At 60.1% G+C, this 21,285-nt stretch carries 14 protein-coding genes; 7 read left to right on the top strand and 7 right to left on the bottom strand.

All coding sequences use genetic code 11. From position 1 onward, the window contains the following. Window positions 1–403 precede the first annotated feature (403 nt). The 3 genes from PMX21_RS01465 (at window position 404) to PMX21_RS01455 (ending at window position 4,209) form a co-directional block, all read left to right on the top strand. On the top strand, window positions 404–1,111 hold the full coding sequence (locus PMX21_RS01465; protein ID WP_271757465.1) for a hypothetical protein: 708 nt from the start codon (window positions 404–406) through the stop codon (window positions 1,109–1,111). A 355-nt stretch (window positions 1,112–1,466) separates the two neighbouring features. Next, on the top strand, window positions 1,467–2,543 hold the full coding sequence (locus PMX21_RS01460; protein WP_271757462.1) for a hypothetical protein: 1,077 nt from the start codon (window positions 1,467–1,469) through the stop codon (window positions 2,541–2,543). Between the two features lie 295 nt (window positions 2,544–2,838). Beyond that, window positions 2,839–4,209, top strand: coding sequence for an amidohydrolase family protein (locus PMX21_RS01455; RefSeq protein ID WP_271757459.1), 1,371 nt, complete (start codon window positions 2,839–2,841; stop codon window positions 4,207–4,209). A gap of 91 nt (window positions 4,210–4,300) precedes the next feature. Here PMX21_RS01455 and PMX21_RS01450 read toward each other — a convergent pair whose 3' ends face one another. The 7 genes from PMX21_RS01450 to PMX21_RS01420 form a co-directional block, all read right to left on the bottom strand. Continuing rightward, window positions 4,301–4,774, bottom strand: a complete 474-nt coding sequence (locus PMX21_RS01450) for a hypothetical protein (protein ID WP_271757456.1) — start codon at window positions 4,772–4,774, stop codon at window positions 4,301–4,303. Between the two features lie 112 nt (window positions 4,775–4,886). Next, a complete protein-coding gene (locus PMX21_RS01445; protein ID WP_231501630.1) occupies window positions 4,887–5,156 on the bottom strand; it encodes a metal-sensing transcriptional repressor in 270 nt (89 codons plus the stop codon). 138 nt (window positions 5,157–5,294) lie between these two features. Further along, window positions 5,295–5,516: a heavy-metal-associated domain-containing protein gene (locus PMX21_RS01440; RefSeq protein ID WP_271757453.1), complete on the bottom strand. Its 222-nt coding sequence runs from the start codon at window positions 5,514–5,516 to the stop codon at window positions 5,295–5,297. A gap of 147 nt (window positions 5,517–5,663) precedes the next feature. Beyond that, the gene (locus PMX21_RS01435) at window positions 5,664–8,003 is read right to left on the bottom strand and encodes a heavy metal translocating P-type ATPase (protein WP_271757451.1); all 2,340 of its coding nucleotides are present in this window, start codon (window positions 8,001–8,003) and stop codon (window positions 5,664–5,666) included. A 418-nt stretch (window positions 8,004–8,421) separates the two neighbouring features. Then, window positions 8,422–11,757, bottom strand: a complete 3,336-nt coding sequence (locus PMX21_RS01430) for a CAP domain-containing protein (protein WP_271757448.1) — start codon at window positions 11,755–11,757, stop codon at window positions 8,422–8,424. Window positions 11,758–12,077: 320 nt separating this feature from the next. Further along, window positions 12,078–14,162, bottom strand: a complete 2,085-nt coding sequence (locus PMX21_RS01425; protein ID WP_271757446.1) for a protein kinase domain-containing protein — start codon at window positions 14,160–14,162, stop codon at window positions 12,078–12,080. Between the two features lie 171 nt (window positions 14,163–14,333). Further along, the gene (locus tag PMX21_RS01420; protein WP_195245911.1) at window positions 14,334–15,296 is read right to left on the bottom strand and encodes an FHA domain-containing protein; all 963 of its coding nucleotides are present in this window, start codon (window positions 15,294–15,296) and stop codon (window positions 14,334–14,336) included. A 588-nt stretch (window positions 15,297–15,884) separates the two neighbouring features. Between PMX21_RS01420 and PMX21_RS01415 the strand changes: the two genes are divergently transcribed. The 4 genes from PMX21_RS01415 (at window position 15,885) to PMX21_RS01400 (ending at window position 21,242) form a co-directional block, all read left to right on the top strand. Further along, complete coding sequence (locus PMX21_RS01415) at window positions 15,885–18,131, top strand: DEAD/DEAH box helicase (protein WP_271757443.1); 2,247 nt, start codon at window positions 15,885–15,887, stop codon at window positions 18,129–18,131. A 681-nt stretch (window positions 18,132–18,812) separates the two neighbouring features. After that, the gene (locus tag PMX21_RS01410; RefSeq protein ID WP_271757442.1) at window positions 18,813–19,514 is read left to right on the top strand and encodes a ferredoxin family protein; all 702 of its coding nucleotides are present in this window, start codon (window positions 18,813–18,815) and stop codon (window positions 19,512–19,514) included. A 343-nt stretch (window positions 19,515–19,857) separates the two neighbouring features. Beyond that, the gene (locus PMX21_RS01405) at window positions 19,858–20,370 is read left to right on the top strand and encodes a PTS sugar transporter subunit IIA (RefSeq protein WP_271757440.1); all 513 of its coding nucleotides are present in this window, start codon (window positions 19,858–19,860) and stop codon (window positions 20,368–20,370) included. Window positions 20,371–20,387: 17 nt separating this feature from the next. After that, window positions 20,388–21,242 (top strand): PRD domain-containing protein, encoded by an 855-nt coding sequence (locus PMX21_RS01400; RefSeq protein ID WP_271757436.1) that lies wholly within the window; start codon window positions 20,388–20,390, stop codon window positions 21,240–21,242. The last annotated feature ends 43 nt before the right edge of the window (window positions 21,243–21,285 follow it).

Here is a 21,285-nt window from a genome sequence, read left to right as displayed (position 1 = left end):
ATATACGCCGTGATGCGCGACCGGGTGCCCTACCGGGAGTAGCCCCGACGGTTGACAAAACTATAGGAACACCCAACGACTGGTCATTTTTGTCTAGTCGTTGGGGACACTCTTTGCGAGCGATTTGCTCGTTTGTCGACGTGCGGGTGTTCATTTGTCGACTTCTTGGGCTGTGGTCACCTGTTGTTTCTGTGGTGGCTGTGGGTATCTGGCTCAAAAGGGCGGGTTGGCCGTCTATGTTTACCTGTGGTTTTGTTGCGGTGCGCATTTTCGGTCAAGCTTTTCGTCAAGTGTTTGGTCAGCAGTTGGTTTGCAGCCGGAGGCCTATTTTGCCCGCGCTGGTCGTGGCTGCCCACCCTCCTCGTAAGCTCAAATTGAGGTCCATCAGTTTGAGGAGGATGCCATGACTGATCACGCTTTAGACCGAGCGCAGCTAGCCGAAGCCGTCGGCAACGATATTGCCGACATGGCCCATTTTTGGATGCTGCGGAAGTTCCAGTTTTTGGAGCCGGCGCGCGAACAGTTCGAGATCATTGTCGACCCGTGGCTCAGCTATTGCACCGAGCCTTCGCAAAACGAAATCATGGCCTACAACATGGCATTTACCGATTGGCTGCTCTTCGAGCGCCCCTATCGCCATGGCAAGACGCTGCTCGAGCTGTATGTTGAAGAGCCGCCGACATCGCTTTCGCCTGCCTCGCTCAAGCGGCTCGAGCAGGTACGCGACACGCAGTATTTCTCGCGCTTTGGCATTTTGGACAAGGATCCTGCGACTGGTATGGTCGCGCTGAAGGACACGCGCGCCGACCGTCGCTTTGATGTCTACGACCCGCATATCGTGCAAAAGGAGCATTGGAGCGACGGAGCGATTGCGGTGCGCCTCGCCTGCGTCGACGATGTCTGGCTGACGGCGGGACAACTCTATCTGTATGACATCGCACGCCTGAGTGACACGGCGGTCGATGGGCCTGGTGCGGTGCATCCGGAGGACCTGCAGGATGGCTTTGACACCTCGTGCATCAGTTTCTTCTTGCGTCTGGTCCGCGACATCATGGGCGCCCAGGGGCGGTACGTAAAGTCGCTCAACATCTACGAGCAGGAGTGGGAGTAGGGGATGTTACTGGTGTCGCTCTGCTGCCCCTGACTTTGTCTCAATCTGTAACGTTTAGGGGCAAAAAACCGGTCTACCTGTTACAGATTGAGACGAACGCTTGGGCGCCGCTGGTTTGTCTAAATCTGTAACGTTTGGGGGGCTGGAGAACGTCTAACTGTTACAGATCGAGACGTTTGGCACCTGGTTGGGGGAATGTCTCAATCTGTAACATCTACAGGCCAAAACTCGACCTACCTGTTACAAATCGAGACAAAGGTTGGACGCGGTGTCGAAAGATCTCGATCTGTAACATCTAGCGGCCAAAAATCGGTCTTCCTGTTACAGATCAAGACATTTGTCAGCGGAGGCAACGGTGACGATGGTCCATTTGTCTGACGTGGTGGTGATGAAAGTGTCTAATACCGTTCTCAAACACAAACATGCGACTCGCAACACGTTGGCGCGGAATAGGATGCTCGCGCGGCTCACGGAGACGGCCAAGCAAGGTGCGCTGCTCGCAACGCATGACAATACCGAGCTCATGTGGCTGCGGCGCCATGTTGGAACCGACGATATCGCGGAGCCCGAGCCGTTCCTGTTCTGTTTTCAGCATGATTGGGATGCATTGACGCCAGCGGAGCGAGCACTGAGGACTATCAGAGGGCTTGCGGAATTTCATCCCGATTGGGCGTTTTGGGGATATGACGCCGCACTGATATGGGGTCTGGAGGTGCCGAATAATCTGCTTGGGCCGCGTTTTCTTGTTAAGACGGGTTGTTCGGTGACGTTGAGCAGCGGGTGCAGGTTGTTGCGTCCACAGATGGCGGGCGCGCTCGAGCGTGTTGATGGCGTGCGGGTGACGTCGTTTTGGCGCACGGTGGAGGATTGCTTGCTGCGTGCGCCGTTCTCCTACGGGTTGGCGATTGCCGATTCTGCACTGCGGGCGAAAGGCGTATCACGTGGGGATTTGTGCGAGCGCCTCCGCGCCGATTGCGAGGGCAGGCGAGGGTATCGCAGGGCGCAGGTGATCGCGTCGTATGCGGACGGGCTGTCCGAAAACGGCGGCGAGTCTCGGTTCCGAGCGTTCTTTATTGCATACGGTTTTCCGGTTCCGGAGCTGCAGGTGGAGTTTCGCGATCCGCTCGATTCGAGCCAGGTGTTTCGGGTTGATTATTTCTGGAGGCTCGAGGATGGGACATGTGTCATCGGCGAGCTCGACGGGAAGGGAAAGTATACCCTGCAGGATGGTGGGGATCGGGGGTCGGTCGACCCATTCGTGGCAGAACGTCAGCGAGAGTCTCATCTGACGATGCTCGGGCACAAGGTGCTTCGGTTTACGTTTGATGAACTCAAGAACCCGGGGAAGCTGGCTGAAAAGATGAGACTGGCGGGAATTCAACAGCGGGCCGATCTGGCTGAGGAGTGGAGACGTCAGTGGTATGGGCGCTGAGGGGTTTTGTCTCAATCTGTAACGTTTAGAGGTTATTTGAGCTCGTAACTGTTACAGATCGAGACAAACCGGTGAAACGTCGACCGAATGTCTCGATCTGTAACATCAAGGGGCCCAATAACCCTGTACCTGTTACAGTTCGAGACATTTCCCTGGTGTTGCTGGGGTGGGGCTGCAACGTATTCCGTCCCCCACATCCCCTCTTCCCTCCGTTAACCGATATGCTTGACTTTAGGTCGCTGCATTAGGTGATAATGGACAAATGTTCAAGTTAATCGTGAGGGAGGAGCTCGATATGGCGTCTGCTGATCGTTCCACGTTGTTTATCAATGCGACCATTCTGGATGGTTCGGAGCATATGGAGCCGCAACCCGATATGGCCGTGGCCGTTGAGCGCGGTGTCATCACGTGGATGGGGCCGAGTGCTGTGGCGCAGGCGCCTGCAGGTGCCGAGGTCATCGACCTGGCAGGGGCGTATCTCATGCCAGGCCTCATCAATATGCATGTGCATCTGTGCGGTTCGGGCAAGCCTGTCTCGGCCGGCGATGCGGGCGCGCTGATGAAGAAGCTCGATAATCCCGTGGGGCGCGCCATCGTGCGCCATATTCTTAAGGGCAGCGCCCAACAACAACTGGCAAGTGGCGTGACCACGGTGCGCGGCGCGGGCGATCCGCTGTTTGCCGATCTGGCCGTGCGCGATGCTATCGATGCCGGCAAGTATCAAGGTCCTCGCCTGGTGGCGCCGGGAACGGGCGTCACGGTGCCGGGTGGCCACGGCGCGGGCTTGTTCGCCCAGGTTGCCAACAGCCCTGCCGAGGCCGCCGAGCAGGTGCGCGATTTGTATGCGCGTGGTGCCGACGTCATCAAGCTGTTCGTGACGGGCGGCGTGTTCGACGCGACCGAGGTGGGCGAGCCGGGCGTGCTTCGCATGCCGGTTGAGGTTGCCGCCGCGGCGTGCAAGGCGGCGCACGAGGTTGGCCTTCCGGTCATGGCCCATGTCGAGAGTGCCGAAGGTGTGAAGGCCGCGCTTCAGGCGGGCGTTGACACGATCGAGCATGGTGCTCCGATGACGCCTGAGATTTTGGAGCTGTATCGCGGTGCCGCGGGCACGCAGCTTGAGGGGCGTGCGCCGAGCGTGACCTGCACGATCAGCCCCGCATTGCCGTTTGTACTGCTCGATCCGGAGAAGACCCATTCGACCGACACGCAAAAGAAGAACGGCGACATCGTATGCTCGGGCATTATTGAGAGCGCCCGCGCCGCCCTGGATGCCGGCGTCAAGGTGGGTCTGGGCACGGACTCGAGCTGCCCGTTTGTGACGCAGTACGACATGTGGCGCGAGGTGGCTTACTTTGCCAAGTACGTTGGCGTGAGCAATGCCTTTGCGCTGCACACGGCCACACAGGTCAATGCCGAGCTGCTGGGGCTGGGCGGCGAGACCGGCACGATCGAGTGCGGCAAGGCAGCCGATATCCTGGTGACGCGCAAGAATCCTCTGGATGATCTGTGTGCCCTGCGTGAGCCGACGCACGTGATGTGCCGTGGCGATCTGGCGCGCAAGCTCAAGGTGAAGCGCATTCCCGAGGTGGACGCCGAGCTCGACGCGATTATGGCCATGCCGTCCGAGGCGCTGGCCGAGGAGCTCGCCCGCGACGGCGTGGCATAGGTGTGACAAAGGGACGGTCCCTTTGCCATAATCAAAAAAGCCGAGGCCTCAGTGCGAGGCCTCGGCTTTTATTTGTCCTATGGTGTAGCGGCTAGGAGCGCGTTTCCATCTTGGCGTGGCACTTGGGGCAGGTGACGCGGATTTTGCCCTTGCCCTTGGGGACGGAGAGCATCTGGCCGCAGTTGGGGCACTTGAGGTATGCCGTGGTCTTGCGACCCTTCCACATCTTCTTGGCCGTGCGCTTGGCACGCTCAAAGTCTTCCTTACTGGTGCCGGCTGCGCGTGAGGTGCTAGCCGCTGCAGCGCCGCTGCCCAAGCTGGCGACGAACTTGCCCAAGCCGGGAACATTGGCGGTCGTGGCGACAAAGGCCTCGTTCTCTTTGCGGCGGGCGTCGATGTTTTTGGACAGGCCACGCAGCACGCCGAGTACGATTACGGCGATGGCGATCCAGCTGAGCCACTGGTGGTGGGCCATCGATCCGACCATCGCGAAAATAATTCCTATGAAGCCCAGCACGATGGTGAGCTCATCGGCGCCGTTGCGACCCTTCATAAAGTCATTCATGCGAATTGCCTTTCATTCGATATGCTGCACGCCTTTATACCCCTTTTGGTGCATTGGGGACAGGTTAATCTGCACCAAGGTGGTGCAAACGTACCTGTCCCCAATGCCCCTATTACTTGGAGAGCTTGTCGACGACGCGTTCGATTTCGGCGAGCTTGGCGGCTTTGAGGTCTTCGTCGCCCGATTCGATTGCCGAAGTTACGCAGCCCTCGATATGCGCCTTGAGCACGTCGGCGTTGATGCGCGCAATGAGCGCCTGCGTTGCCATGAGCTGCGTGGAAATATCGACGCAGTAGCGGTCCTCCTCGACCATCCGCAAGATGCCGTCGATCTGGCCGCGTGCCGTCTTGAGCATGCGGGTCACCGATTTGTGGTCTGCCATCATGGCGGGTCCTCGTTTCTGGTCGATCTTTCGGATATCCCCGTCAGTTGCGGTGAAATACGGACCGTTTAAAGGCCTAGGGCGGCACAACAGTCCGTATTTCACCGCAACTTCTGAGGATTCAGTAGGCGGCGTCTGCTACGCGGCGGTCACGGATAGGGCGTGGAACTTCTCGCCGGCGTCCTCGACGGCGGCAGCGAGCTGCTCAGCGGTCACGGTGTCGGCGCACTCCACCTGTACGGTCTGAGTCTCATGATCGGCGTCGGCGTCGGTCACGCCGGCTATGTTGAGCAACGCCGTCTCGACGGTGGCGTCGCAGTGGCCGCACATGAGGCCGGTAGTCTTGATTGTGTAACGCATGGGTATTCCTCTCTGTTGTGTCGGCTTTCCCAGGCACTCGACCTTGACCTTCAAGCCGTCGCTCGCGTACCAAAGTACGCGTCGCTCCTCTTTCAGGTCGATCTCGGGCACCTGGAAAACCCGTTCTAAATGGACGTAATGGTGAGCCTATTTTGCCACTTTAGGCTTAAAGGTTCGCAGGCGCAGAGCATTGCTTACGACGCAGACACTCGACAGGCTCATGGCCGCGGCGCCAAACATCGGCGAGAGTTGCCAACCGGTGAGGGGGAAGAACACGCCCGCCGCCAGCGGAATGCCGATGCCGTTGTAGAACAGCGCCCAGAACAGGTCCTGCTTGATGTTGCGAATTGTGGCGCGCGACAGCTCGATGGCGCGGGCGACGTCCATGAGGTCGCTGCGCATGAGAACCACGTCGGCGCCCTCCTTGGCGATGTCGGCGCCGGTGCCGATAGCAAGGCCCACGTCGGCGCGCGCCAGGGCGGGGGAGTCGTTGATGCCGTCGCCCACCATGGCGACCTTGCCGCCCACATCCTGCAGCTCGCGGACGTGGCGCTCCTTGTCGGCAGGGAGGACGTCGGCGATGACCTGTTCGCTGCTCAGCCCCACGCGGCGGGCGATGGCCTCGGCCGTCACGCGGTTGTCGCCGGTGAGCATGCGCACGTCGACGTCAAGCGAGCGCAGTGCGGCGATGGCCCCGGCGCTCGTCTCCTTGACCTCGTCCGCCACGGCGATGGTACCGACAAGCTCGCTGTTCTTGGCAAAGAACAGCGGCGTCTTGCCCTCGGCCGCGAACTGTTCGGCAAGGCCGGCGGGAACCTTCACGCCCAGCTCGTCCATCAGACGCACGTTGCCGGCGGCGATGACATTCTGCCCCTCGCGTGCCGTAACGCCTCGCCCGGGCACGGCGGTAAAGTCCTCGACCATGCGTGCGACGATTCCGCGCGCCTCGCACTCGGCCATAATCGCCTCGGCCAGCGGGTGCTCGCTTGAGCGCTCCAGCGCAGCGGCCAGCTTGAGCAATGCCTTTTCGCTCATGGCGGGCGAGCCGTCAGCGCGCGTGGCTACCGTGATATCGGTCACAGCCGGCTTGCCGCGGGTGACGGTGCCCGTCTTGTCGAGCACCACGGTGCCCACGCTGCGTAGGTTCTCCAGCGCCTCGGCGCTCTTAAACAGAATGCCCATTTCGGCGCCCTTGCCGGTGCCGACCATAATGGCGACGGGCGTGGCCAGGCCCAGCGCGCACGGACAGCTGATCACCAGCACGGCCACGGCGGAGGTGAGCGCCTCGTTTATGCTGCCGGTCAGTGCCATCCACACCGCAAAGGTCACAGCCGAGATCACGAACACCACGGGCACGAACACGCCGGCGACTTTGTCGGCCATGCGGGCGATAGGCGCCTCGGTGGCGTTGGCGTCCTCGACGAGCTGGATAATCTTGGCGAGCGACGTGTCGGCGCCCACGCGTGTGGCACGGAAGGTAAACGAGCCGGTACGGTTGACAGTGGCGGCGTTGACGGTGTCGCCGGCGGTCTTTTCCACGGGGATGGACTCGCCGGTGAGCGCGCTCTCGTCCACGGCCGAAGCGCCCTCGAGCACCACGCCATCGACAGGGATGGACTCTCCGGGGCGCATGCGCAGCACTTGGCCGGGCAGAATGCTGTCGACGTCCACAGCGGTCTCGGTGCCGTCGTCGGCCACGACGGTCGCGGTCTTGGGCGCCAGGTCGATGAGCGCCTCGATGGCGCCGCCGGTTTTGGACTTGCTGCGCGTCTCGAGGTATTTGCCCACGGTGACCAGCGACAGGATCGTGCCCGCGCTCTCAAAATACAGATTGTCCATGCCCGTCATCATGGCCTCGTGGACCTGACCCGCGGCTAGCTGGTCGGCCATGATGAACATGGCGTAGAGCGACCAGGCGATGGAGGCGGTGGCGCCCACGGCAATAAGGGCGTCCATGGTGGGCGCGCCGTGCGCGAGCGATTTAAACCCGTTGATAAAGTACGCGTCGTTGACATAGACGATGGGGATGAGCAGGACGAGCTCGGTGAGGGCGAGCGTCATGCTGTGGGTATGGTCGGTGAAAATGCCGGGCAGCGGCCAACCAAGCATGTGTCCCATGCCTATGTAGAACAGCGGGATGAGGAAGATGATCGAGATGATGAGGCGGGTGTGCATGGCGGAGGCGGCGGCCTCCAGCTTTTTGGTGGGCGACTCCATATGGGCGGCGCCGGACCTGGCTTGCGCACTTCCGCTTTGGACAGCGTCGGTGCCCGTGCTGATGGGCGAGGCCGAGTAGCCCGCGCGGTCGACAGCGGTGCAGATGTCGTCGGGGGAGACCTGCGCAGGGTCGTAGTCCACCAGCATAGAGCCGGCGAGCAGATTGACCGCGACGCTTTGGACGCCGTCGAGCTTGCTCACGGCACGGTCCACGTGCGCTTGGCACGCGGCGCACGTCATACCGCCCACGTCAAACTTATCCTGAGCCATGGCTTCTCCTTTCTGTAGTTCGGTGTTGGAATTGTTAACCCGCCGATACTATACACCCATACCCCCTGGGGGTGTCCAGTACAGAAAGAAATGTATGACATTTCGTTACAGATGAGGATAGTTGGTTGGCCGATGGACCGTCCCAACCAATCATCTCAATCTGTAACGTCTGGACCGGTTTTTGAACCATAGCTGTTACAGATTTAGACAAACATTTCAGCCGAAAACTAACGTCTCGATCTGTAACATCTAGACCCCGTTTTACCGAGTATTTGTTACAGATCGAGACAATCTCGGAGCAGATGCCCCGGGCATACAACGTAAAACGCCGGGGCGCCCGCGTGATGGGCGCCCCGGCGGATGCTGGGCAGGGTTTGCGAAGCGGTGGGAGGGAGGAGAAGCCGTCCTCCTGAAATCCTTACTCCTGACGACGCTTCTTGTCGGTCAGGAAGACGCCAGCGGCTACGAGCACGACACCTCCGATGACAAACGTCTCACCGGTGAGCGCAGCATTGTCGCCTGTGGTGGGAAGTGCCGAGTTGGCGGCCGTCTTGGCGTTGCCGGTAGACGGCTTTCCAGCAGCCGGCTTAGCGGCAGCCTGCGTGATCTTGGCCTGCTCGGCCTTCGCTGCCTCTTGCTCCTGGCGGGCGATCTCGTCCTTCAGGGCTTGCTCGGCGGCTACGCGTTTTGCCTTCGCCTCGTTGTAGGCATTGAGCGCTGCGGTGTAGGCGGGCGTCGCAGCATCAAGGTCTGCCTGAGCGGCATCAAGTGCGGCCTTTGCGTTATGTTCTGCCTGCTTGGCGGCGACGCACTTGGCAAAGAGGGCATTGAGCGTATCATTCGCGTTTGCATCAGAGCCAGTAGCAATGCCGTTTTCGACGTTGATGGACTTTAGCTTTCCGAGGGTAGCGACAGCGGCATCCGATGCGGCCTGAGAATTCTCGATCGCCTGTTCGGCGTTCGCGATGGCATCATTTGCCGCACCAAGGGCGACTCCGGCCTCAGTCACTGCTGCGTCGGCGTCCTTCTTGGCCGCCTTGGCCGCGGTAAGATTGTTGGCCGCGTTGCTCAGGGCGTCGGCATGGGCCTTCTTTGAAGCAAAGTCGTTTTTCGCCGTGGTCAGATCGCTCGCAGCGTGCTCCGCGGTCGCCGCCTTGGCCTCGGCGTTGTCCTTCGCGGTGTCGAGGGCCTGCTTCTTGGCAGCCGCGTCGCGCTCCGCCTTTTCGAGAGCACTCTGGGCAGACGTCTGGGCTGCCGTGGCTTCATCAAGCGTTTGATGGGCCTTGTCAGCCTTTTCCTGAGCCGCAGCAACATCGGCAGAATACTTGGCAAGTTCCTTCTTTGCATCTTGCAGAGCCTGCTGCTTTACGAGAGTTTCTGCCTTGGCGTCATCAACCTTCTTCTGACTCTGAGCGGCTTGCTCTTGCGATGCCTTAAGCTCGGCGCGCTTCTGGTTGACGACCTGCTCTGCGGTCGCCACGTTACTTTGGGCGGCTTTGACCTGGTCTTCGGCTTCGGTAACTTTTCCGTTTGCCTTGGCGAGATTCTGCTCTGCTAGGGCAACAGCGGCGGCGGCACTTGCTGCGCTGTCGTTCTTGGCGGCAAGGTTGCTGTTCGCGGTATCAACGCCTTCCTGCTTTTGAGCGACGAGGGTCTCAGCTACCTTTACGGCATTGGCTTTCGATGCCGCTGTGCTGCGCTTTTGTTCAAGGTCCGTCTTTGCGGCGGCGAGCTTTTCGCTGGCTTTGGAGAGGCTCAGCTGATACTGATCAAAGAGATTCTCGAGTTCATCGATCGAGTATTCTTTCTCGTACGAACCGTAATTATTGTCGATCTCCAAGACGAACACATACGGCCAAAGGGTTCCGCGCGAGTTGATGCCGTATCCCATGGTTTTGGCGTTAGGTTGTACGATATTCAAATAATGGCCGACGGTGCCAAAACCCACGCCTTGGGCTCCGAATTCGGTACCGTGACTCCAGAAAGTCTTCCAAGCATCTTTGGGGGCAACGTTGCCAAGGCCGGCTTTCGCTGCAGCATCGTCAAATATTTTCTTTTCGCCATCAACCCATTGGTGCGCGATGTTTTCTTTCGTGCTGAAGTTCCAAGCGGCATTTTCAAATCCGGCATAGTCTGAGTGCCCCTTCGTTGCGTCGGAGTAATTGGAATCAGACTGAGCGATTGCCATTTGCTCTGCCGTTACCTTAAGCTCGCTAAGGCCGACGCTTTTGCGATATTCATTAATTTCGCGCAGCTTGCCAAACGAAAGCTTGGCGTTGTCGAGTGACGTGCCGTCTTTTTTATCGCCAATGGTCGTCGGGTTTTTATCGCTCTGCCTATAGATGATGTTTGCAGCGTCGTTGGCACCGATGAACTGGTAGAAGCCGATGACGCTCTGCGCCTCCGCCGTCGTTGCCTTATCGGTTGCCGCCTTGCACGTATCGTATGCTTTCTGTGCATCGATAACGGCTTGATCGGCGGCCGCCTGGTTTGCCTTGGCAGTTTTGAGCGCCTTGTCTGCCTGCTCCTTCTCGGCTTTTGCCTGATCGACTTGTTTCTGAGCGGCCTTTGCTTTCTCCAGTTCGGTAGCATGTGCCTGCTTTGCCGAGGTCAACTCCGATTGCGCCGCATCGGCTTTCGTCTGGGCTGCCGTTACATCATTTTCGGCTGCTGCGACTGTCTGCTTCTTGGCTTCGAGCTCGCTTTCGGCACCGGTGAGGGCGTCCTGCTTGGATGCAACGTCGCTATTTGCCTGAGAAAGGCCTGCTTCGGCAGCCGCCTGCTGCTGCTTCGCCTGGTCGAGTGCGCTTTGGGCAGCATCGACCTTTGCCTGGGCGGCGTCATACTCCGGGCCCTCAGCGCCTGCCTTTGCGGCCGCCAAATCGGCTTGTGCGCTGTCGTATGCCGCCTGTGCCTCAGCCGCCTTACCATCCGCGGCGGTCTTTTCCTGCTGAGCGGAAGCCAGCGTGCCTGCCGCCTCGTCGTAAGCACTCTGCGCGGCGCTCTGAGCCTGTTGGGCATCGGCGAGCGCGGAATCGGCAGCGGCCTTCGCAGCCTTTGCTTGGTTCAGAGCGGCCTGCGCATCTGCGGCAGCCTGCTCGGCGACCTTGATTTCCTCCGGCGTTGCGTTGGCGGCTGCCTTCTGGGCTGCCTCGAGCTTGGCCTGCGTATCGGCTGCCGACTGCTTTGCGGAGTCGAGTGCCTTTGCCTTGCTCTCGGCATCGGCCTTGGCAGCATCGAGCTTGCTCCGGGCATCCTTCAGCGTGGCGCTGGCGCTGTCAGCCGCCTTGACGCTTTCGTCGAGCTGACGGGCGTATTCGGCACGCGCGGCGGCTTCTGCCTGCGAATTATCGGAGACGGAGGCGTCGTAGGCGGTCTGGGCGTTGTCGCGTGCCACCTGCTTTTCGGTATAGGGGGCAGCCGCCGTGTCGTAGTCGGATTTGGCGTCTGCCTCGGCGGCCTTTGCGGCGTCGATTGCGGCCTGCAAGTCGGCAATCTTCTGGGCGTTTGCCTTTACTGCGGAGCCTGCCGCCTCGCCGGCGCGGACGGCAAGCGGGGACATGATCGCGTCCTGTGCCGTGGTATCACTCACATCGTTGGCAAATGCCGAGAACGGCGCGAGCAGCGACGAGCCAGTCATAGCGATGGTGGTTGCCGCGGTGATGGCGAGTCGTGTTGCCTTATGGCCCGAGAATGTGGGGCGAGACTCGGCGCCGCCTGAGACTTCCAAGTGTTTAGGTGCGTACTTTGCCATTTCTTCTCCCAATCGTTGAAGGGGTACCTATGACAATTCGTACGTTACGACCGCCGAAAGGGTTCCTGTTGCGCAACATTGGCAAGGAAATATCGACACACTTGAATCACATTTACGAGGCGAAGTTCTCGGCAAGCTAATGTCTCGTTCTGTAACATCTAGAGAGGTTTTTGACCCTTTACTGTTACTGATTGAGACGTTGTCTCGCGGGGTTGGGGTTTGTCTCGATCTGTAACATCTAGACCTGTATCTGCCGAGCTAGTGTTACAGATCGAGACAATTGCCGGGGAGGGGTCCCGTCATGGCAAGACGCCCGCCGCCTAGATACAGAACCCGGGAATCACACAGGTTAGCTTGTTTGGCTTTTCCGCAGGCGTTGCGTACGTAAAGACGTCGCCGTCGCGTCCCACGCGGTTCATATAGAGTGTGCCTTCGCTCTCCGATGTGTCGGGACTTGCCGTTCGTTCCCACCAACAGGTGTCCTTGCCCTTCCACTGGCGAACCAACGTCTCGTTCGTGGTATACGGACTTACCTTGAGCTCGCGGAAGAGCTGATACTCCTTGCCCTCGCCGTTATAGATGTCGGCCAGGTAGTGAAAGCCCTCGGTAAACGACTCGGGCGGCTGCACTCCGCACAGCTCGACCATGGCGGGCAGCCAAAGAGTTGCGGGCAGCTCGCTCAGGCACGATGCGCTTCTGGCGGCGCCAACGTTATTCGAGATCTTCTTGACCCCTTTAATGAGCGCGCGCAACTCGTTGGGTAGCAGCTTAAGGCCGTCGCCGTTGAGCCATTCCCGCAGCTCGCAATCTGCCCAGCCGGCGCTCGGCGGTTCAGCTGCAGCGTTGCGCTCGGCAATACCCGCATCGAACATAAACGTCAGTCCGGCCTTGCCCGTCCCGTCCAGGAGCTCATCGTGGCGGATGCCCACAAGCTGCGCGCCAACCTGCAGCCCGTTGGTGAGCGTGACACGCTTGGTACACGGATAGGGGATATGCCCATCGGCATCGAGCAGATGATAGCGCTTGGCAATCTCGCGTGCCTCGCTACGGGTCTCGGCGGCCTTAATCTTGAGCGAAATCTCCTGCAGCTGATCCCAGGTGTAGTCGTCAAGCGAACCGCGGATGCCGTCAAGGTAGTCGGGGATGCCAAAGCCATGGGTTGCCGCCCCGATAACGCTGAGCCCCGCAACGGCTGCGATAGCGCCGCCGATAATAAAGCGGCGGCGGGTCATGGCATCGTGACGGGCCTGATTCAGGATCTCTCGTGCGCGCTCGCCGGCGACGTCGACCTTAAGGTGCGTGCCAGAATCGATATCAATCGCGGCCTCGTCTCCTGTGCTTTCGCGGCCCTCGGATTCGGCATCGGTGAGGTATGCCGAGAGCACCTCGAGCATCTGCTGCTCGGTGGGACGATCGCACTGCTCGACTGAGAGACCCTTCATGATGATTTGGACGAGCGCTTCATCGCCCTCGCAGCGCGGCTCGAGCGGTGCCGGCTTGGTCTTGGTCTTTACGAGATAGAACGAGCCGGTTGCAGCGGCGTCCGTCGACTCAAAGTCAAACGGTTTGCGACCGCTGTAGAGCTGGTACAGAATGCTCGAAAGCGCATAGACGTCGATTGCCGGCGAACGGCGAAGGGCCGCGATGCCTTCGATATCCTGCGTGAGCATCTCGGGCGCGGCGTATGCGGGCGTGGCAAAGCGCCAGATGTCGGCGCGCCGGGTGATCGTGTCGTCGCCGAGAGCCATGGTCGCGGAGCCCATGTCGATGAGGCAGGGGTCAAAGGAACAATCAGCAATCTGCTGCTCGAGCGTTCGGCTGGTGGTGCGGAACATGATATTGGCAGGCGACAGGTCGCGATGGATGACCGGATTCACGAGGCCTTGGGTCATCAAGAGCGCACGAAGCACGGCGTTTCCGACGGCGGCGACCATCTGGGTGGTCAGCCCGCCCGAGGCGTCGTGCGGAAGCAGGGGCAGCGCCTGCTTGAGTGAGGTGCCCTCGATCCACTCCATGAGGATGAGCGGGTCGTCCTCGCACGATCCGTAGCCATAGACGCGCGGAAATCCGTGCAGGTGCGAGACGGTACACAGATGACGGTACTCCTCGAACAGCGCAGCGGTGTTGGCCAGGTGCGCGGCCGATTGCTCGGCGGAGCGGTCGGGGGCTTGGCCGGAAAGGATGGCGTTGTCCTTGAGTAGCTTGACGGCAAAGACCTCGCCGCTCGTGTTGGTCGCGCGCAGCACGTGCCCGATGTTGCCGTTGTTGCGGTGGGCCGTCTGGAGAATAAGCGTCATAAACCGACGCTTGGCGTCGTCCTCGGCGCTGGGGTCGACCGCCACGGCGGTATCGAACGTATCGAGACGGATGAGTTTGTCGCCATAGGCGCTATCGGTAGTATCCATGGCGTTCCTTTGTCTGGCATGGGTTGCCGCGCGTACACGTGAGCAGTGCGGATATCGGTAAAGTACCATGATAGCCGCACTGCTCACGTGTACCGCTGAGTATTGTCGTTTACGACGCAGAAGGTAGAAGACGAAAGACGGACGGCGACCGTCTTCCGATCGCTGTCCGTGCTAGTCCACAATGACAAGGAATGTCGTGTAGAGACCCAGATGGAGCCTGTCGCTGTTGGCGATTTCCACGGGGGGATAGACTTTGCCGGGCTCGCGTTGGTCGCGCGGCGGCTCAATCACAATATCGCCGTCGCCCGCGCCCGATTCGAGCACTGTGCCGTTGGTCGATCCAAGGCCCTGGGCGTACCAGTGCTCACCCTCGAGCCAAATACGAAGATGCTCGCGCGAGGCGTCGGCGCCTACATCGGTGATGCTGGGCGAGGTTTTGGGCAAAGAACCAATCACGGTGCCGCGCGGATTGCGTGTGAGGGGATGGATTTGCATGTCGGCGCAGTTGTCGGCATGGGTTCTGAGCAGACCGAGGTTGGGGGCGACGGTGCGCGGCTGCTCCAGGCTGCTCATAAAGCCACGTCCGACGGTAGTTTCGGTGGTGCCAAAGTGCCCGCCCGTCTTGCTGTCGCAAAAGCGCTCGACGGTGGCCACGCCCTGAACGGGATCGGCGAGCGCCCCCGTTGCCACAAAGAGCATAAGGTAAAGCGTGCTTTTCTCGCGCACGGCATTGCCGTCAAAGTTGTCGATGCGATTGAGGGCATTTGCATATAGGCGGCTGTCCAGCTTGTAGCTGGCGAGAGCCGACATCATTTCGTTGGCGGCCGGACCGCGATAGTGCTCGGCGATTGCCCGATAGGCGGACTCGCCGCCGCCGAGCTTGCTGCAGATTGCCGAGGAAAGGTTGAGCGTGGTGACGGTAAAGTCGCTGTAGATGGCGGGCGCGCACTGGTCAGGCTTGCGATGGACGATGTAACGGGTGAGATACGAGCGGTTGGAAGAGCATTTCTCGAGCAGGGTACTGCCGAGATAAGAGTTTCCGTTGATAAGCATTCGGGCGATCTCGAGATGTTTAAGACCGCCGAACGAGCGAATATCGTTATAGAGGACCGAGCAAGGCGTCTCTGCTGCCACGGATACCTCCTTTGATTGCTTCCTAGCCAATATGGCGATAGGAATTAATGGCCCCCGGTGGGCGACGTATTAAATGGCTGCGCAATATATAGCGTAACCAAAGCAACATTATAGGCCACATGTTCGAAATTGCAGGAAGACTGAGAGATTTGGTTTGGACTGGACGGAAATCCCCCTCTGTCTTGATCTATAACAATTAGGGCCGATTTTACTCGTTAACTGTTACAGATTGAGACGTTTGTGAGCCGTGTCGACCGTTTGTCTCGATCTGTAACACGTAGAGGAAGATTCGCCCTGTAGATGTTACAGATTGAGACAATCAGCCGGGCCCACCTCGTCCACCTCGTCATCTGTGGTTTACGTGGGGGCATGCGAAGCACGGGTATACTAACCGGCGGCGAATCTGCTCCATCGCTTAGAGCTGCTGCGTCTGGACGGCGCGTGATAGAGCTGCCAAAGCGATCGCCAGCGTGCTGAGCAACGTCCTCTCTGTGCGCACCCGTTTTTGTATGTATTAGCGCACTACCAAGCACGCCCGTGCGGCCGCATGCCGTGCCCATAACGCGTGCAGATAAGGAACAACGACATATGCGTAATTCTGTATCCGACGTCACGGACGCCGAGATTCTGGACGAGACCCGCGAGGCCATGACCCAGGCTGCCTTCGATGCCGCCGACGAGGCAAATGCTGCCCAGGCCGTCGAGTCCGCTACCGAGAGCCTGCCCGCCTTTGACGAGCTGGGGCTTTCCGACGAGATGCTTCGTGCTATCGAGAACCTGGGCTACACGGCGCCAACGCCTGTTCAGGCCGGCTCCATCCCTGTGGTGCTCGAGGGCCGTGACCTGCTTGCCGCCGCTCAGACCGGCACCGGCAAGACGGCTGCCTTTTTGCTGCCGACCATGAACAATCTGGAGCACATCGCTCCTCCCAAACCCGTGCGCGAGCGCGGCGGCCGCAACCGCCGTCGCGGTGTTAAAAAGCCCGAGGGCAACGGCCGTGGCCCCGTGATGCTCGTCATCACCCCTACGCGCGAGCTTGCCCAGCAGATCGACGAGGTCGCAAGCAAAATCGCCGACGTTACCGGCCATGTTGCCGTGACCGTCGTGGGCGGCGTGAGCTACAAGCCGCAGACCGCGGCACTTAAGTACGGCTGCGACATCCTGGTCGCAACGCCGGGCCGTCTGGTCGATCTGATCGAGCAGGGTGCCTGCCACCTGGGCGAGGTCAAAGTGCTGGTACTCGACGAGGCCGACCGCATGCTCGATATGGGCTTTTTGCCCGCCGTCCGCCGCATTGTGCGCGAGACGCCGGCCGAGCGCCAGACGCTGCTGTTCTCGGCGACCCTCGACGAGGAGGCCGTGGGCGAGATCACCGATCTAGTGAGCGACCCGGCCCGCGTGGAGATCGCGCCCGCTACGTCGACCGCCGACACCGTCGACCAGTTTGTATTCCCGGTGTCCATCGAGGCCAAGAACAACCTGCTGCCCGAGTTCCTCAAGAAGGAGGGCCCGGAGCGCACTATCGTCTTCATGCGCACCAAGCACCGCGCCGACAGCTGCTGCCGTCGTCTGGAGCGTAAGGGCATCAAGGCCGCCGCGATTCACGGCAACCGCAGCCAGGCCCAGCGCGAGCGTGCCCTTTCGGCCTTCCGCGACGGCACCGTCGACGTGCTGGTGGCAACCGACGTGCTCGCCCGCGGCATCGACATCAGCGACGTGCGCTACGTCGTGAACTTTGACGTGCCGGCCGAGCCGACCGACTACATCCACCGTATTGGCCGTACGGGCCGCGCCGGCGAGCTGGGCTGGGCCATCACGTTTGTGACCGAGCAGGATGTCGATGAGTTCTACGAGATCGAGAAGCTCATGGACAAGACCGCCGACATCTACGAGGCCGGCGACCTGCATGTGGGCCCCAATCCGCCCGCGGTTGACCCCGAGCGCGATCCTGCGGCCTTTAAGGTGAAGAAGAAGACCAAGCGCGGCAAGTCCAAGAGCAAGAAGAAGCTTGAGCAGGCGCGTCGCGACGGCAAACGCAACGGCGACGATTACGGTGATGTGGCCGGTCGTTCCAACCGCGGTCGAGACGAGCGTCGCGGCGACGGTGAGCGTCCGAGCCGTCCCAAGCGCGGCGGCAAGACCCGCGTGCGCGAGGGCGTTCAGGCTCGCGTGGACGAGGCCGTGGAGAGCGTGGCCCGCGAGGTGGCTGCCGAGGAGCGTGCTGGCGCTGCCGTCGAGCAGGCCCCGCGCGGCAACCGTGCCGAGCGCCGTGCTAAGCAGTTCCAGGGCGAGGCACATCGCCGTCGCCGCGAGGACGAGGACCGCGGCGGTCGTCGCCGTGTTGAGCGCGAGGACGAGGGCCGTGGCTCGCGCGGCGGCAAGCGTGGTGCGGGCAACCGTCGTCGTTCCGGTCGCGATGACGAGCGCGGTGGCCGTGATGAGCGTCATGGCGGCGAGGGCCGTGGTGAGCGCGGTGCCCGCGGTGGCGAGTCCCGCGGCGGCAAGCGATTTGATGAGCGCGGGGGCCGTGGTGGCGAGCGCCGCGAGGGTGCTCGCGGCAACGGCAGCCGCAGCGGCGCTGGTCGTTCTAACGGGTCACGCGATCGTCGTGACCCGCGTGCCAGCCGCGATCGTCGCGATGATTGGCGCAACTACGACGATACCCGCGAGGAGCGTCGTGGCGGCTATCGTGGCGGGCGTGGCGGCAACCAGACCGGCTCCCGTGGCGGCCGTGCCGGCGGTCGCGATAACCGTGGCAGCTATGGCAACAGCCGTGGCGGCAAGCGCGGCGGCAGCTCCCGTCGCCCCGGTGACGGCGGCGGCAAGCGCAAGTAACATACGCATCGCCCGCTAGGGCGAGGTGAACCAAGGGCCCCGAGCAACTACGTTCGGGGCCCTTTTTGTTTGCCGTATCCGATCGCTAGTTCAAATGTGATTTCCTCGGGAATGCATCTAGAGGATGCCGTGGACCTGTTTCCTGCCATGCGGCAATGGGTCCCATGAGGTGCGCCGTGCATTTTTTGGAGTATTCTGCAGTTCGAGTTGTCTGCATATGATTCGACGTCGCCAACGGTGGTCTTCGGATATCCCTAGCGAGCGTTTTGAGCCAGATCTCGCCGTTTTCCGGAGCAGGGGCGCGTTATTCTCGCCATGTCGGGACTTAGAATGATACGGCGCCCTACAGTTTTGCCCACCCGCGGCGGTGCTGGCGCGGTCACGTTGCAGAATACTCCGTTTTTTGCACGGGCCAGGATGGGGTACCTCGGGAGAACACGGCGGTATCCCGTAAATATATACAATCTGTACCGTAATTTATACAAAACGAAGAGGCAGACAGCGTAGGGTGGGTGCATTGGGGTGCTTGGCGCATCAAAACGGGGACCCCACGTGCCGTATACTCTGGCTGGATGTGAAAGCGGCTTGACGCGTTGCCAGGCGTAGGGGGAGGGTGTCTAGATGAACGTATTCGAAATTGTGTTTAGTCCGACGGGCGGAACGCGGAAGGTGTCTGGCCTTGTGGCCGGGGCACTGGACAAGAATACCGTTACCGTCGATCTGACCGATAGCGGGCTAGATTTCAGCGCTGTCTCGATGACCGAGGACGACGTGGCCGTAATCTCTGTGCCGGCGTATGCCGGTAGAATCCCGGCTGTGGTGGCTGACCGGTTGGGCATGGTTCACGGCAACGGAGCGCGGGCCGTTCTGGTGTGCGTCTACGGAAACCGCGCGTTTGAGGACACGCTCGTAGAGCTGGAGGACGTTGCGAAGCATGCGGGATTCCGGGTGATCGCGGCAGTTGCAGCCATTGCAGAACATTCCATTGCGCGACAGTTTGCTGCCGGTCGTCCGGATGCGCAGGATGCGGCGCAGCTCGCAGAGTTTGCGCAGAAAATTCAGCAAAAGCTGTTGGCTGAGGATGCGTCCGAGCCCTCTATCCCCGGCAATTGTCCTTATAAACAAGCCGGAGGTCACCGCATGGCACCCGAGGCAACAGAGGATTGCGTCTCCTGCGGTGCATGCGCCGCGGCGTGCCCCGTTTGTGCTATCGACAAGGGTGACCCCAAACGAGCAGCTGGCGAGGCGTGCATCTCCTGCATGCGCTGCATTGCCGTATGTCCGCGAGGCGCTCGTAAGCTTGATCCCAACAAGCTATCAGCTGTTTCCCAGATGCTGAGCAAGGTTTGCGTCGTGCGGAAGGAATGCGAGCTCTTTATCTAGCGCATACGAAATTGGTGCAATGGGACCAGGTTAATCTGCACCAACCTGGTGCAAACAAACCTGTCCCCAATGCACCAGAGTGAGGAGTGTCCCCGAGTGCCGGCAGAAAAGGAACGTCCCTAAGTACCGCATAAATACCGTTTATCGGAGAAAAAATACCGTTCACCGGTCATAATGATTATTCTGGCTTTGGGCTTGTCTACAATAGCTCCCGTCAAAAGAAATGCGGAAGGTTACCGAGTCCCTCGGACGTGGGCCTAACCAAAGTCTTTGAACGGGTGTGTCTCTATGGATGCATTCGCTTGATTTTGGTTGGGCTATATTTATGAAGGGACATGCCACCATGGGTTTCTTTTCTCGCCTGATGGGCGGTTCGGATGAGCAGAAGACTGCAGCTTCCGAGTTCGAAATCCTTGCTCCTGTTTCCGGCGAGCTTGTTAATCTAGAAAAAACCAATGATCCCGCTTTTAGCAGCCGTGCTGTGGGCGATGGCGTTGCCGTGGTTCCCCAAGAGGGAACGGTGTGCGCTCCTGTTTCCGGCACTGTTGCGGCGCTGTTTCCGACTGAGCACGCGCTGGGCATCATGTCCGACGACAGCTCTGCTCAGGTGATGCTGCATATCGGAATCGACACTGTTAAGCTTGAGGGCAAGGGCTTCCATGCGCTTGTTGCCCAGGGTGACCATGTCGACGCGGGTCAGGCCCTCGTCGAGGTCGATTTCGATGTGGTCCGCGCCGCCGGCTTCGATCCCACGGTCTTCGTTATCGTGTGCGAGCGTTCGGAGAACTCGACTCTTCGCGAGCATGCTTCCGGCCCTGTTGCTGTTAAAGAGCCTGTCATCTGGCTTTCCGAGTAAATTCTTTGGTGGGTACCGTGGTTATCAAGCGAGTTTTTAACAACAACGTCGCAATGGTCACTTCGGACGATGGCTCCGAGCTCATCGTCATCGGTCGAGGCCTCTGCTTTGGCCGTCATGCCGGCGATGCCATCGATGAGACGTCGGTCGAAAAGACCTACGCGTTGCAGGAGGGAACTTCTCAGGATTCGCGTACGATCGACCGCTTGGCACATCTTTTGGAGTCCATCCCCACCGTCAACCTCGTGATTTCCGAGGACATCGTTCAGATGCTTCGTCGAGAGCTCAATGTCGATATCAATGACAAGATTCTCATCGCTCTCGCAGACCATATCAGCCTTGCTTTGGAGCGCGAGCGCAAGGGCGTCTCCTGTGAGAATCCGTTGCTGCTCGAGATTCAGCAGTTCTATCGCAAGGAGTATGCACTTGCGGGCCGTGCGCTGCAGATTATCAAGGAGTATATGGGCATCCAGATGAGCGAAGAAGAGCAGGGTTTCATTACGCTGCATATCGTCAACGCCACCATGCCGCAACGCTCCGATCGTTTGATTGTTTCGGTCCAGCTTGTTCGCGACGTGCTCGCGATTGTTTCTGAGCGCTATGCTACGACCCTCGATGACACCTCGCTGCCTTACGAACGCTTCGTTCGTCACCTGCAGTTTTTCGCACAGCGAGCGCTCGATCCCGCGGCCGGGCAAATCAATGGCGACGCGCTGTTCCGAATCGATGAAACGGCGTATCCGTGCGCATTCTCGTGCGCGGACGCCATAGCCGCCCACTTGTCGTCTACCTATAACGTTGTCGTTACCGATGCCGAGAAGAGTTATCTCGCGTACCACATTGTTAACCTGCTTGGAGAACCTGGTCTCTAGGCATAACGTGCCCACACATCGATTGATATAAGGCAAGGTTCAC

This window comes from Collinsella aerofaciens (genome assembly GCF_028209885.1).
Classification (GTDB): Bacteria; Actinomycetota; Coriobacteriia; order Coriobacteriales; family Coriobacteriaceae; genus Collinsella; species Collinsella aerofaciens_BA.
This window is presented reverse-complemented; position numbering and strand designations above follow the sequence as displayed.